This window comes from Roseateles sp. P5_E11 (genome assembly GCF_054049355.1).
This window is the reverse complement of the sequence record NZ_JBFUMO010000091.1, coordinates 1-14,892: the sequence shown is the minus strand read 5'-3', so window position 1 is coordinate 14,892 and position 14,892 is coordinate 1. Positions and strand designations below refer to the sequence as shown.

Here is a 14,892-nt window from a genome sequence, read left to right as displayed (position 1 = left end):
GATAACTCCAGTCCAGCCGGTTGAACCAGTCGCCGCTGTCATAGCTGTTGCGGTCCATGCTCTTGCTGCGCAGGATGTCCTGGCCGGCATGGAAGTAAGCGATGCCCTGGCTGAAGGCCACCAGCGCGGCTCCCAGCATCTGCACGCGGGCGCGATCCTCGCGCGAGGTGGCCAGCGGCAGCTTCAGCGCATTGATGTCGAACAGCGTCTGGTTGTCGTGGTTCTCCACGTAGTTGACAACCTCGCTGGGCTCTGACGCAAAGCCCGCGGGCTGGTCGCCATAGGGGATGGCGTCCAGGCGCTTCTTCTCGCCGCGCCAGGTCGTCAGCTCGAAGCTGCGCAGCGACCCTGCCAGGCCGACGCGGATCATGTCGGCGGCGGTCAGCAGTTCCTCCGGCCTTGCATTTGCCAGCGCGTTGGGTGCGTAGACGAGGCCGTTGAGCCAGCCCTGGCGGCGCACGCTGTCGTCACCGCCCTCGCCTGCACTGCCACCACGCGCCGCATCGCGGCCGCGGTCGCTGAAGGTGCCGATGCCGCTGCCGTTCAGGCTCAGCTGCGAGGCCTGCACGAAGCGGGCGCCATTCGCCACCTCGCCGAAGTTCCAGCCCTCGCCCAGCAGTTGCACGGGCCGGCCGGCTTCCGCATTGACGCGGGCCTGCAGCCTCTCCATCGCCTCGCGCGGCTGGTGGCCCATCAGGTCGAAACGCATCGAATCGATCTTGTACTCGCGCACCCACAGCGCCGCCGAGTCGATCATCAGCTTGGCCATCATGCGGTGCTCGGTGGCCGTGTTGTCGCAGCAGGTCGAGCGTTCGATCTCGCCTTTGGCGTTGAGGCGGTGGTAGTAGCCGGGCACGAGGCGGTCCAGCACCGATTTATGCGCCTGGCCGGCAGCCGACATGTGGTTGTAGACCATGTCCATGCCGACACGCAGCCCGGCCTTGTGCAGGGCCATGACCATGGCGCGGAACTCGACCACGCGTCTCATAGCGCCCCCAGGCGACGCCAAATGCGCGTCGCCGCCCCCCGAGGGGGTGGAGCCGCCTCGGGAGCGGCCCGTCGCCGGCTCGTGCGGATCGGTCGCGTAGCTGCCCTCCGGCACGTTGAAATGCCAGGGGTCGTAGCCCCAGTTGAAGCAGTCGTCGGCCGCGACGGCCATGACGGCGGCCTGCTGGGCTTCGMTATCCGCCGGTGCAACGGGCACGGTGGGTGTCTTGCAGCCGCGCTCGGGCACGCTGGCGAGGTCGAAGACGGGCAGCAGGTGCACGTCGGTCAGGCCGGCGCTGGCCAGGGCCTGCAGATGCTTCACGCCATCGGAGCGGGTCTCCGTGAAGGCCAGGTATTTGCCGCGCCAGGCGGGCCGCACGGTCGTGTCGCTGACCGAGAAGTCGCGCACATGCAGTTCGTAGATGACCTGGTCGGTGGCGAGCCTCACGCGTGTCGGGCGCGGCGAGGCGTCCCAGCCACGCGGCTTGAGCGCGGGGGCAGCAAGGTCGGCGACGACGCTGAGCCGCGAGTCGGCCGTCAGCGCAACCGAATAGGGGTCGGTGACGAGGTTGCGTACGCGACCGTGCGTGGGCGTGACGACGTCGACGAGGTAACGATAAGACTGGCCGCTCAGGTCGCCGGGCAGCTCGGCGCGCCAGACACCGATGGCGGCATCGAGACGCATCGCATCGACCGCCACCGCGGGCGACTCGGGCCCGGCATGGCGACACAGCAGCACGCGCTGGGCCGTCGGGGCCCAGACGGCAAAGCGCGTCTGCGCCTTGGCGGGATGGGCGCCAAAATCCGTCACGCGCTCGGCCGCGGCATAGAGGTCGTCCAGGGCGCCGGGCAATTGCAGGCCCGTCGCGCCGATGACCCGGCCGTCGGCAGCTTCGTGCACCAGCATCAACTGCTCACGCAGCAGGGCCGCGGCATCCGCGCCGCCCGCAATGGCGAAGCGCGGCCCCTCACCGATGAAACGGAATCGCGCCGGCAGCGCCGCCGTGGCGAGCACGAGTTCGACCGCGCCATCGGCGCCAGTGACCCTGTCGCCAGCCGGCGCCTTCAGCCCCGCCGCCCGGGCGTGATACAGGCGCACACGGTCGCCGCCCTGCAGCTTCAGCCCCGGCCACTGCACGGTCCGCGCATCCAGCCAATAGGCCTCGGCTGCCGGCCGCGCAGCAGGTGCGGGGATCGGCACTTCGGCATTGCAATCGTCCAGATCGCTGGCGCGCGCTGCACCGGCAATCAGCGTCAGGCCCAGCGCCATGCAGCACAGCAGGGGGCGAGATGGCATGAAGGTCTCCTTGTTGTTTTTGAATAGTAGCAAAACTACATTAATCGAAATCCCGCTAGCGAATCACCCAATGTCGTCGCTATGCTCGACATCAGATTGATAAGTAGTTTGATTACATGACTGCCTCATGGACAAGTTTTCTCGTCCACACCGCCACCTGCTGAACACCATGCAAAAGCAACTGCTGCTCACCCTCGCACTGGCCGCAGCGGCCACGGCACAAGCCCAGATCGACACACGGCCGGTACCGCCCCAGCCGCGCGCCAGCGCCCTGCCCGCGAACTGGCAGCACGGCGTCTTCATGGAAGTCTTCGTGCGCGGCTACCAGGACAGCAATGGCGACGGCATCGGCGACCTGAAAGGCCTGACCCGGCGACTGGACTACCTGAAGAAGCTCGGCGTCAGCGGCCTGTGGCTGATGCCCATCACCGCCAGCTCCGATCACGATCACGGCTACGCCACGACCGACTTCCGCGCCATCGAACCGCAGTACGGCACGCTGGCCGACTTCGACGAGCTGATCCGCGAGGCGCACCAGCGCGGCATCGCCATCGTCATGGACTACGTCATCAACCACGCGTCCTGGCAATTCCCGCCCTTCCAAGAGGCCGTGGCCGACCGCTATAGCCCCTGGCGCAGCTGGTTCGTCTGGAATACCGCGCCGGGCCCCGGCTGGGACATCTGGGGCAAATATCCCTGGTACGACGCCGCCACCAAGCCGTGGGACTGGCCCGGCGAACTGAAGGACCTGCCCGCGCCGAAGCCTGGTGCGCCGGACGTGTTCTTCGGCACCTTCGGCCCGCAGATGCCCGACTTCAACATGCGCAACCCGGCCGTGGTGCAGTACCACGAGGACTCGCTGCGCTTCTGGCTCAACCGCGGCCTGGACGGCTACCGGCTGGATGCCGTGCCTCACCTCATCGAGAACAACGCCAAGGACTGGAACGACCAGCCCGAGAGCCGCGCGCTGACCAAGCAGTTCCAGGACCTGATCAAGAGCTATCCCGGCCGCTATGTCGTCTGCGAGGCCACGGCCGAGCCGATCGCCTACGGCGACCCCGGCCTGTGCGGCGGCGCCTTTGCGTTCAATCAAAACTACGAGCTGATGAAGGCCGCCAAGGGCGAGGTTGCGGCGGTGCAGAAGGTGGCCGACTACTACCGCAGCATGTCGCCGACGATGGCGACCTTTCTGCACAACCACGACATCTTCACCGGTCAGCGCGTCTGGGATCAGTTGCATGGCGACGAGGCCCGCTACCGCCTCGCCGCGGCGAGCTATCTGCTGCTGCCCGGCACGCCCTTCGTCTATTACGGCGAGGAGATCGGCCAGGCTGGCATCGACGGCAAGGGTGACGATCCGCTGCGTTCGCCGATGAGCTGGACCGCGGCAGGTGGTTTCACGACCAACCCCCAGCCCTTCCGCCCGCTGGCCCTGAACCGCAGTGCCTATAACGCCGAAAGCCAGCAGCGCGACGCCGGCTCGCTGTTCAACTTCTACCGTGAGCTGATCGCGCTGCGCCGCGCGTCGCCGGCACTGACATTGGGCCGCTACGAGTCCGACCGCATCGACGGCGCCGTCTGGAGCTTCCAGCGCGTGCTGGGCAAGGAGCGTGTCCTCGTTGCCATCAACTACGGCGACACACCGGCCACCATCGAACTGCCGGCGCGCGCCCGGGCGCTCTATCCCAAGGGCGGCGGCGCCACGCTGMCGCCGCTGTCCGTGCGCGTCTACAGCTTGCAAGCGCCATGAAGTCCCTGATCACCCTGACCACCGCCCTGTTGATGAGCCTGAACACGATGGCCGCCGGCCTGCAGCATGTCGAACCGCCCAACTGGTGGGTCGGCATGCACGACACCTCCCTGCAACTGATGCTGCATGGCAGCGGCATTGCCGGCGCCCAGCCGACGCTGGCGCCCTACCCCGGTGTGAGGTTGAAGGGCAGCCACCGCGCCACCAGCGCCAACTACCTCTTCATCGACCTCGACGTGAGCCCCGACGCCAAGCCGGGCGAACTGCTGCTGACCATTGCCGGCCGCACGCTGCGCTACTCGCTGCTGGCCCGCGCACCCGGCTCAGCCGATCGCCAGGGCTTCGGCCCCAAGGACGCCATCTATCTCGTCGTGCCCGACCGCTTCGCCAAAAGTGGCAGCGGCCGGCAGGCCGACATGAAGGAAGGCGTCAACCGCGCGGACCCCGGCGGCCGCCACGGCGGCGACCTGGCCGGCATGCGCCAGCACCTGGGCTATATCGCCGGGCTCGGGTTCACCCAGGTCTGGCCGACGCCGCTGGTCGAGAACAACAGCGCCAGGTACAGCTATCACGGCTATGCGGCGACGGACTTCTACAAGATCGATCCGCGCTTCGGCACGAACGACGACTTCGGCGCCTTCGCCACCGAGGCTCGGGCCCAGGGCGTCGGCGTCATCCAGGACATCGTGCTCAACCACATCGGCAGCGGCCACTGGTGGATGGCCGACCTGCCGGCGCCGGACTGGGTCAACCAATGGCCAGCCGGATACACCGAAACCCACCACGCGCGCATGACGCTGCAGGACCCTTACGCGTCGCCGAGCGACCGCCTGCGCTTCACCGATGGCTGGKTTGTTCCCGGCATGCCCGACCTGAACCAGCGCCGGCCCGAGCTGGCCACCTATCTGACGCAGATGACGCTGTGGTGGGTCRAGCGCTTCGGCCTGTCAGGCATCCGCACCGACACCTACTCCTACTCCGACCGCGACTTCCTGACCCGCTGGTCAGCCCGCGTCATGCAGGAGTACCCGCGCCTGAACATCGTCGGCGAGGAATGGAGCCCGCATCCGGCCGTCGTGTCCTACTGGCAGCGCGGCAAGAAGAACCACGATGGCTATGTGTCGTACACGCCGAGCATGATGGACTTCCCGCTGCAGACAAATCTGCTGGCGGCACTCACGGAAGAAGACGGCGCCCACACGGGCCTGACCAAGCTCTACGAGGGCCTGGCCCATGATTTCGTCTACCCGGACCCGGCCAACCTGGTGCTGTTCGATGGCAACCACGACACGCCGCGCCTGTTTTCGCTGCTCAAGCGCGATGTCGGCCTGACCAAGATCGCGCTGGCCTACCTCGCCACCACGCGGCGCATCCCGCAGCTGTTCTACGGCAGCGAGATCCTGCTCGAGAGCCCCGTGGAGCGCGACGACGGCCGCGTGCGCGCCGACATGCCCGGCGGCTGGAAGGGCGACACGGTCAACGCCTTCACCGGCGCTGGCCTGACCGCCGAGCAACGCGAGATGCAGGACTGGGTGCGCCGCCTGTTCAACTGGCGCAAGGCCGCGCCGGTCATCCACGATGGCGCACTGATGCAGTACGCGCCGCTGGAGGGCTGCTATGTCTTCTTCCGCTACGGCGGTGGCCGCACCGTCATGGTCGCCTTGAACAAAGGGACCAAGCCGGTCGAGCTCGTGCTGTCGCGCTTCAGCGAGCGTGTGGCAAGCGGCGACCGCGCCCGCGATGTGCTCGGCGGCCGGGATTTCCCACTCGGCGCCACGCTTTCCGTGCCGGCGCGCAGCCCGCTGATCCTGGAAATCTCGCGCTGAATTGAAAAGGGCTCCTTGCGGAGCCCTTGCTGCGTTCGGCAAGAGCCGATCAGCGCATTTGGCGGCGACGAGCCAGCAGGCCGACCATGCCCAGGCCGGCGAGCAGCAGCGCGTAGGTCTCGGGTTCCGGCACGGGGACGGCGGTGAACTCGAACGTCAGCTTGTTCTGCGGCTGGGCGCCGATGGCAGCGAAGCTGCCGCCCATGGCGTTCAGCGTGATCGAGGCGCCAGTCACTGCGAAGCTGCTGAAACCTCCGAGCGGGACGCTGGTGGAGCCCGAGAAAAAGCCGAGGGACGGCGAGCTCGGGGTCTGGGTCAGGGCGCCAGCCGGCAATGCAACAACCGGGCCTCCGTCAATCGACATGCTGCCCGTCGCCGTGATCGACGTCGTCGCGCCGACGCCGCTCTGGAAATAGACGATATTGCCGAGGCTGGACGTGAGCGCGCCGCTCAGCGCGTAGCCTGGGTTGACCCAGATCGTGAAGTCGGGAACAGCGAAGGTGGCCGAAGCAGGAGCGCCGCCAATGCTGGTGACATTCACGGACGGGTCAACCGACCATGAGAAGCCGACCAAACCGCCACCGCCACCGAACCAGCTGCTGATCGAACCAAAGCTCGTCGTGGTTTCGTCGTAGGTGACCGAGTAGGCGCCACCGTTGAACGTCGTGGTAGCTGAAGCCAGGCCCGAAACCAGCAAGGCTGCTGCTGCGGCGATAGTCTTGATTTGCATGATTGAGCTTCCCCTGGAAAACGACCGGGGCAAGGCCCCGCGAAAAACTAGGGGGATGCTATCGAGCGATAGCTTTCTAGGGGGACCGCTCTGACCAAAACAGCGATGTTAGGGGGGCAAAACCGCCCCCGGTTCGCGGGGGAGAGCCGCTCAGGGCAGACGCAACAGCTCGAAAGGCCCGCGGCCCGAGGCGGCGGTGATGAGTCCGAGCACGCGCGCCGGCTCGCTGCCCAGCATGCCCCAGTGGAAGCGCCAACCCCAGTTGCCGCCCAGCACGCCGGGCACGTTCATGCGGTGGGCGCTGCTCAGGCCAAGCACGTCCTGCAGCGGATACACGGCCATGTTGGCCACCGAATTCGCGCAAGCGCGGATCATGGCCCAGTGCACGTCGTGGTCGCCGCAGGCGAGGTAAGAGCCGGCAAAGGCGCGCTCGCGAGGCTTGGCCTGGTCCCACCAGCCGCGCACGGTGTCGTTGTCATGCGTGCCGGTGTAGGCCACCGAGGCCCTGGGCCACATATGCGGCAGGAATTCGTGCTGCGCTGTAGCGCCGAAGGCGAACTGCAGGATCTTCATGCCGGGGAAGCCGCAACCATCGCGCAGCGCGTGCACGTCATCGGTGATGAAGCCCAGGTCCTCCGCCACGATGGGCAGCGGGCCCAGGGCTTGTCTGATGGCGTCGAAGAGGGCCATGCCCGGGCCGGTCAGCCACTGGCCCTGCGTGGCGTCGGGGCTGCTGGCGGGAATCTCGTAGTAGCCGGCAAAGCCGCGGAAATGGTCGATGCGAAAGACGTCGGCCTGCGTCAGCGCGCGCTGGATGCGCGCCGTCCACCAGGCGTAGTTCTCGTCGGCCATCTTGTCCCACCGGTAGAGCGGGTTGCCCCAGCGCTGGCCGAGCGGGCCGAGGTCATCGGGCGGCACGCCGGCCACCACCGTGGTCTGGAAGTTGTCGTCCAGCTCGTAAAGGTCCGGGCGCGACCAGCAGTCGGCGCTGTCGTGGGCGACAAAGATGGGCAGGTCACCCATGATGTGGACGCCGCGCTCGTTGGCGTAGCTCTTGAGCGCTCCGGCCTGCACGTCGAACTGCCACTGCACGAATTGCCAAAAGGCGATCTCGTCGGCGTAGTCCTTGCGCGCCGCCGCCAGTGCCGCGGACTCACGCTTCTTCAGGCCTTCGCTCCATTCCCACCACGGCTGGCCGTTCAGCGGCGAGCGGATGGCCATGAAGAGGACGTAGTCGTCCAGCCAGCTTTGCGCTTCCAGGCACCACTTGGCGAAGGCGATGCGGTCCGCGTCCGCCGCGTTGGCGAAGAAGCCCTTGGCCGCGGCGCGCAACTGCTGCTCGCGCCAGGGCGTGACCGTGCCGTAGTCGACCAGAGCACCATTGAAGGAGGGAATATGGGGTTGAGCCAGCCAGCCCTTGGCGACCAGCGGTTCCAGCRCCACCATCCACTGGCTGCCGGCGAAGGCCGACACGCCCTGGTAGGGGCTGTCGCCGGGGCCGATGGGCGTCGTCGGCAGCAACTGCCAGACGGACTGGCCGGCGGACTGCAACCAGTCGACGAAACGATAAGCGTCGGGGCCGAAGTCGCCCATGCCATGGGGGCCGGGCAGCGAGGTGATGTGCAGCAGCACACCCGAGGAGCGTTGGTTCAGGTTCATGCGTGGCGCAGTACGACGAGGGAACGGGCCGGCACATTGAGCGGCTGGCCGGGAAGAACGAGGGGCGCGGCCGATTCGCCGCTGCTGTCGAGCACGAGCTGCCAGGGCCCGTTGCAAAGCAGGAAGGGCAGCGGCGCCGGGTCGGGGTTGAAGACGATCATCAGCCGCGGCGCGCCGGCATCCGCTTCGCGCAGCTGGGCGCCGAAAGCGCGCTGGCCGGCGTCGTGCCAGTCGTGCGGGCTCATCTCGTGGCCGCTGGGCGCGTACCAGGCAATGCTGGCGTCTCCCGGGCCACTGGCAAACCAGCGCGGGTGGCGCAGCAGCGRCTCGCTCGCGCGCAGGGTCAGCAGTTGCGCGACGAGCTCGGTCGTGCGGCCTTCAGCCTGGTCCCAGTTCAGCCATGTGATGCCGTTGTCCTGGCAATACGCGTTGTTGTTGCCGCCCTGGCCATTGCCGATCTCGTCACCGGCGCACAGCATGGGCGTGCCTTGCGCCAGCAGCAGCGTGGCCAGCAAAGCGCGGCGAACGCGTTCGCGGGTGGCGTTGATGGCGGCGTCCTCGGTCGGGCCTTCGGCACCGAAGTTGGCGCAGAGCTCGCCGTCGCGGCCATCACGGTTCTCTTCGCCATTGGCGTGGTTGTGCTTGGTGGAATAGCTCGTCAGGTCTGCCAGCGTGAAGCCGTCATGAACGGCCACGAAGTTGACGGAGGCGGTGGGCAGCCGCTGCCCATGGTGAAAGACATCACTCGAGGCCATGAAGCGCCGCGCTAGCTCTCCGCGCCCGACGCCCGGTCCGGCGCCGAGCCAATAGCCGCGCACGGCATCGCGGAACTTGTCGTTCCACTCCAGGAAGCGGCCGGGGAAGCGGCCGACCTGGTAGCCGTCGTAGGCCGCGTCCCAGGGCTCGGCGATCAGGTGCACGCCGGCCAGCAACGGGTCCTGGCGCAGCGCGGTGAAGAAGGCGGCATTCGGGTCATAGCCCTGGTTCGTGCGGCCCAGCACCGGCGCCAGGTCAAAGCGGAAGCCGTCGACGCCCATCTCGGCGACCCAGTAGCGCAGCGAGTCCAGCACGAACTGCGTCACGCGCGGGTGGGCACAGTTGACGGTATTGCCACAGCCGGTCAGGTTCTCATTGCGGCTCTTGTCATCCGCGACGAGCCGGTACCAGGTGGCGTTGTCCAGGCCACGCAAGCTCAGCGTCGGGCCGAACTCGTTGCCCTCGGGCGTGTGGTTGTAGACGACATCGAGCACGACCTCCAGACCGGCGGCGTGCAGCGCGTCGACCATGCGGCGGAACTCGGCCGTCACGGCCGTCGGGTCGTGGCGGTGAGCCGCATTCGCCCAACGCGGGTCCGGGCAGAAGAAGCCCAGCGTGTTGTAGCCCCAGTAGTTGTGCAGGCCGCGCTCGGCAAGGTGGGGCTCGTCGATGCAGTAGTGCACTGGCAGCAGCGACAGCGTCGTCACGCCCAGGCGCTTGAAATGAGCGATGGATGCAGGGTGGGCCAGGCCGGCATAGGTGCCGCGCAGCTCCTCCGGCACGCCGGGCAGCAGCTTGGAGAAGCCCTTGACGTGGACCTCGTAGAGCACGACGTCGGCTGGCGCGCGGCGCGGCTGGTGGGCGCGTGAATGGGTGACCGGCGGCGGCGCCACGCGCGCCTTCAGCGCCTGCGTCGCGTTGTCGCGCGCATCCAGCGAGCGCGGGCCGTCCGGGTGGCCCAGCTCGTAGCCGTGATGCTCGGCCCGCCAGCCAAAGTGGCCGACGATCTCGCGCGCGTACGGGTCCAGCAGCAGCTTGTGCGGGTTGAAGCGGTGGCCCTGTTCGGGCACATAAGGGCCGTGGGCGCGCAGGCCGTAGACCAGGCCGGGGCCAACGCCGGGCAGGAAGCCATGGAACACGCCGTCATGCGGGCCGTCCAGCGCGTAGCGGCGCAGCTCGCGCTGGCCTTCGCCGTCGAAGACACAGAGCTCGATGCGCGTCGCGTGCTCGCTCGCGAAGGCGAAGTTGACGCCGCCGTCACGGGCGAGCGCTCCCAACGGCTCGTGCCAGCCGGGTTGCAGATCAGGCAGATGAGCCATGGACTCAGCGCCCGCTGGGCCGCCCCGAGGGCGTTGGCGCCCCCTCGGGGGGCAGCGAACAGAGTGAGCGTGGGGGCTTCATTACTTCAGATCGGAACAAAAAACAATGTAGCCAGCGGCGGCAGGTTGATCGTGATGGACAGGCGCTTGCCATGCGCCGGCATCGCCTGCACGGGCAGGCCCGCCGCGGCGACGCCGTTGCCCATGTTGCTGCCGCCGTAGTAGGCCGAATCGGTGTTGAGGGCCTCGCGCCAGGCGGTCACGCCGTCGGGCACGCCCAGCGAATAGCCCTCGCGCGGCACAGGCGTCATGTTGCAGACGACGACGACCATGCGGCCCGTGCCGTCGCGGCGCACCCAGGCATAGATGGAATGCTCGGCGTCATGGGCACTGATCCACTCGAAACCGCCCTGCTCGCAATCCAGCCGGTGCAGGGCCGTGTGGTCGCGGTAGAGCTTGTTGAGGTCGCGCACCAGGCGCTGCACGCCGGCATGGCGGTCGTCTTCCAGCAGGCCCCAGGGCAGGCTCTCGGCATGGTTCCACTCCTGGCGCTGGGCGAACTCCTGGCCCATGAAGAGCAGCTTCTTGCCGGGGTGGCCCCACATGAAGCCGTAGTAGGCGCGCAGGTTGGYGAACTTCTGCCAGTCGTCGCCGGGCATCTTGGCCAGCATGGAGCCCTTGCCGTGCACGACCTCGTCGTGCGAGATGGGCAGCATGAAGTTCTCGCTGAACGCATAGATCAGGCCGAAGGTCATCTTGTCGTGATGCCAGCGGCGGTTGATCGGGTCCTCGGCCATGTAGCGCAAGGTGTCGTTCATCCAGCCCATGTTCCACTTGTAGTGGAAGCCCAGGCCGCCCGCGTAGGTGGGCGCCGAGACGCCGGGGAAGCTGGTGCTCTCCTCGGCCACGCTGATGGCGCCCTCGATCTCGCCGACATGCTCGTTCATCTCGCGCAGCATCGAGATGGCCTCGAGGTTCTCGCGGCCGCCACGGATGTTGGGAATCCATTCGCCGGCGGGCCGCGAGTAGTCGCGGTAGAGCATGCTGGCCACCGCGTCCACGCGCAGGCCGTCGACGCCCCAGCGCTCGATCCAGTAGGTCGCGCTGCCGATCAGGAACTCGCGCACCTCGGTGCGGGCGAAGTTGTAGATCAGCGTGTTCCAGTCGCGGTGGAAGCCTTCCTTGGGGTCGGCGTACTCGTAAAGGCGCGTGCCGTCGAACTCTGCCAGGCCATGGGCATCGGCGGGGAAGTGGGCGGGCACCCAGTCCAGCAACAGGCCGAGGCCCTGCTCATGGCAAGCCTTGACGAAGCGGGCGAAGCCCTCGGGCGGGCCGAAGCGCGCACTGGGGGCGTACATGCCCAGCGTCTGGTAGCCCCAGGAGCCGTCGAAGGGATGCTCGCTGACGGGCATGAGTTGCACATGCGTGAAGCCCATGTCGACCACGTAGGCGGGCAGGTGCTCGGCGAGTTCGTCCCAGGTCGGGAAGTCACCGGCCACGYCGCGGCGCCAGGAGGCGGCGTGCACCTCGTAGACGCTGATGGGCGACTCGCGCCGGTTGGCGCGCTCACGCTGGCGCGGCAGCGGCGTCGGCTCGGGCAGGGCCGCGACGACGCTGGCCGTCTCCGGCCGCAACTGGGCGCGGCGGGCATAGGGGTCGGCCTTGAGCGGCAGCAGCGCGCCGTTGCCATTGACGATCTCGAACTTGTAGAGATCGCCTTCGATGGCATGAGGCACGAAGATCTCCCACACGCCGGCCAGGTGGCGCAGCCGCATCGGGTGGCGCCGGCCGTCCCAGTTGTTGAAGTTGCCGACGACGCTGACGCGCTTCGCATTGGGTGCCCAGACCGCGAAGCGCACGCCGCTGACGTCGCCGTACTGCACGACATGTGCACCCAGGCTCAGCCAGGGCCGGAAGTTGCGGCCTTCGGCAAAGGCCTTGAGCTCGTCGTCGCCGAGCTGGGGGTAGAAGTTGTAGGGGTCGGCATAGACGCCCTCGCCGCCCCCGGTCCAGCGCACGGCCAGGCGGTAGTCGAAGCGGTGCTTGCGGCGCGGCACCTGCGCCTCGAAGAAGCCGCCGCGGCGCTCCTCCAGGTCGACGATGTGCTTCTTGCTGCTGGCATCCAGCAGCGCGACTTCCGCGGCGCCGGGCAGCAGCGCGCGCACCCAGAGCCGACCGTTGTCATCCGCGTGCAGGCCCAGCCGGCCGAAAGGATCGGCATGGCGGCCCGCCAGCAGGGAATCAACGTCGGCGTCGTTCAGCATCGTCAGGTATTGAGACTTTTAACGGACCAGACCCGGTCCACGTATTCGGCGATCGTGCGATCGGACGAGAACGGGCCCATGCCGGCGATATTGCGCAAGGCGCGTTCGGCCCAGGCGGCGCGGTCGGCGAACAGCGTGTCGACCTTGGCCTGGGTGGCGACGTAATCGGCGAAATCGGCCATCAGCAGGTAGACGTCACGGTGCAACAGGCTGTCCACCAGCGCGCGATAACGATCGGTGTCGCCGTTGCTGAAGACGCCCGCCGCGATGGCATCGATGACGCGCTTGAGTTGGCGATTCTCTTCGACATACAGGCGCGGGTCGTAGCCCAGCTGCTTGATCTTGGCGACGGCATCGGCGCGCAGGCCGAACACGAACATGTTCTCCACGCCCATGGCCTCAGCCATCTCGATGTTGGCGCCGTCCCAGGTGCCGATCGTGACCGCGCCGTTCATGCCGAACTTCATGTTGCCGGTGCCCGAGGCCTCGGTGCCGGCCGTCGAGATCTGCTCGGACAGGTCGGCCGCCGGGATGATGCTTTCGGCCAGCGTGACGCTGTAGTTGGGCAGGAAGACGAGCTTGAGCTTGTCGCCCACGCGCGGGTCGCTGTTGATGACACGGGCCACGTCATGTGCCAGGCGCACGATGCTCTTGGCCGTCTGGTATGCCGAGGCCGCCTTGCCGGCGATGACGACGGTGCGCGGTACCCAGTTGGCATCGGGGTTGTCGCGGATGGCCTGGTAGCGGCTGATGACGTGCAGGATGTTCAGCAGCTGGCGCTTGTATTCGTGGATGCGCTTGATCTGGATGTCGAACAGGCTGTCGACATTGACCGAGATGCCCAGCTCACGGCGGATGACGGCGGCAAGGCGTTCCTTGTTGGCGCGCTTCACCACCAGGAATTCCTCGCCCAGCTCGCGGTTCGCGGCCAAGGGTGCCAGTTCGCCCAGCTCGGCCAGGTTCTTGCGCCAGCCCTCGCCGATGCGGCTGTCCAGCAGCCCGGACAGCAGCGGGTTGGCCTGCTCCAGCCAACGGCGCGGCGTGACGCCGTTGGTGACGTTGTGGAAGCGCTCCGGCCAGATGCGAGCGTAGTCGGCAAAGATGGTCTGCACCATCAGCTCCGAGTGCAGCGCGGCCACGCCGTTGACGCGGTGCGACGAGACCAACGCAAGCGCGGCCATGCGCACGCGGCGCTCGCTGCCGTGGCTACCTTCGTCAATGAGGGACACCCGCGCGGCGAAGGCGTGATCGCCGGGAAAGCGGGCCTGCACCTCTTCCAGGAAGCGGTGGTTGATCTCGTAAATGATCTCGAGGTGACGCGGCAACAGGTTCTCGAACATGCGCACCGGCCAGGTCTCCAGCGCTTCGGGCATCAGCGTGTGGTTGGTGTAGGCCACGGCTTGGCGCGTGATCTTCCAGGCCTCGTCCCAGCCCAGGCCATGCTCGTCCAGCAGCAGGCGCATCAGCTCGGCGGGTGCGAGCGCCGGGTGGGTGTCGTTGAGATGGATGGCGTTGGTCTTGCCGAGGTTGTGCAGCGAGCCGAACTCGCGCAGATGGCGCGCGATCAGGTCCTGCAGCGAGGCGCTGACGAGGAAGGCCTCCTGCTTCAGGCGGAGCTCGCGGCCGGCTTCGGTGGAGTCGTCCGGGTAGAGCACCCAGTTCAGCGCATCGGCCAGCACCTGGTGGCGGGCAGCGCGGGCGTAGTCGCCCTCGCAGAAGGGCTTGAAAGCGATGGGCGCCGCCGTGGCCTGCCACTGGCGCAGCGTGGAGACGCGCTCGCTGTGGTGGGCGGGCACGATGAAGTCGAAGGCCTGGGCCTCGATGCTGTCGGCCGGCTGCCAGCGGCGCACGCCCGAGGCATCGACCTCGATGCGGCCGCCAAAGCCAACCTCGTAGCGCAGGTCCTGTCGAGGCAGCTCCCAGGCGGGCGAGTCGCGCGTCCAGTCGTCGGGCTGCTCCAGCTGGCGGCCCTGGCTGATGACCTGGGCGAAGGTGCCATAGCGGTAGCGCAGGCCATAGCCGAAGGACGGCAGCTCCAGCTCGGCGAAGGAGTCCAGGAAGCAGGCCGCCAGGCGACCCAGGCCGCCGTTGCCCAAGGCCGCATCGGGCTCGCGCTCCAGCACATCGCCCAGGGCCAGACCCTGCTCGGCCAGCTTGGCTTCCAGCGGGTCGACCAGCTTCAGGGCGGCCAGCGCATTGGACAGCGCGCGGCCCATCAGGAATTCCATCGACAGATAGTGCACGCGGCGCACGGGCGCCTTGTCGCCACGCTGGGCGTCAGCGGCCTGCGTGGTGGCCCAGCGG

The 14,892-nt window shown here is 67.7% G+C and carries 8 protein-coding genes; 2 read left to right on the top strand and 6 right to left on the bottom strand.

The features are described 5' to 3' along the window. Positions 1-2,284, bottom strand: a 2,284-nt coding sequence (locus ACXJKR_RS09685; RefSeq protein ID WP_457322672.1) for a DUF3372 domain-containing protein, incomplete at its 3' end; no start/stop codon positions are given. A gap of 127 nt (positions 2,285-2,411) precedes the next feature. Between ACXJKR_RS09685 and ACXJKR_RS09680 the strand changes: the two genes are divergently transcribed. Together ACXJKR_RS09680 and ACXJKR_RS09675 are read left to right on the top strand one after the other, a co-directional pair. Then, positions 2,412-4,034, top strand: coding sequence for an alpha-amylase family glycosyl hydrolase (locus ACXJKR_RS09680; protein ID WP_457322671.1), 1,623 nt, complete (start codon positions 2,412-2,414; stop codon positions 4,032-4,034). Beyond that, a complete protein-coding gene (locus ACXJKR_RS09675; RefSeq protein ID WP_457322670.1) occupies positions 4,031-5,860 on the top strand; it encodes a glycoside hydrolase family 13 protein in 1,830 nt (609 codons plus the stop codon). Before ACXJKR_RS09680 ends, ACXJKR_RS09675 begins: the two co-directional genes overlap by 4 nt. A gap of 49 nt (positions 5,861-5,909) precedes the next feature. On the opposite strand, the gene ACXJKR_RS09670 is transcribed toward ACXJKR_RS09675, so the two are convergent. From ACXJKR_RS09670 to ACXJKR_RS09650, 5 genes are all read right to left on the bottom strand, one after another. Beyond that, complete coding sequence (locus tag ACXJKR_RS09670) at positions 5,910-6,590, bottom strand: PEP-CTERM sorting domain-containing protein (RefSeq protein ID WP_457322669.1); 681 nt, start codon at positions 6,588-6,590, stop codon at positions 5,910-5,912. A 150-nt stretch (positions 6,591-6,740) separates the two neighbouring features. Further along, a complete protein-coding gene (malQ, locus tag ACXJKR_RS09665) occupies positions 6,741-8,249 on the bottom strand; it encodes a 4-alpha-glucanotransferase (protein WP_457322668.1) in 1,509 nt (502 codons plus the stop codon). Beyond that, positions 8,246-10,324 (bottom strand): glycogen debranching protein GlgX, encoded by a 2,079-nt coding sequence (gene glgX, locus ACXJKR_RS09660; RefSeq protein ID WP_457322667.1) that lies wholly within the window; start codon positions 10,322-10,324, stop codon positions 8,246-8,248. Before glgX ends, malQ begins: the two co-directional genes overlap by 4 nt. An 86-nt stretch (positions 10,325-10,410) precedes the next feature. After that, positions 10,411-12,588 (bottom strand): 1,4-alpha-glucan branching protein GlgB, encoded by a 2,178-nt coding sequence (gene glgB / locus ACXJKR_RS09655; RefSeq protein ID WP_457322666.1) that lies wholly within the window; start codon positions 12,586-12,588, stop codon positions 10,411-10,413. Between the two features lie 2 nt (positions 12,589-12,590). After that, the coding region (locus ACXJKR_RS09650) for a glycogen/starch/alpha-glucan phosphorylase (RefSeq protein ID WP_457322665.1) at positions 12,591-14,892 on the bottom strand (2,302 nt) is incomplete at its 5' end.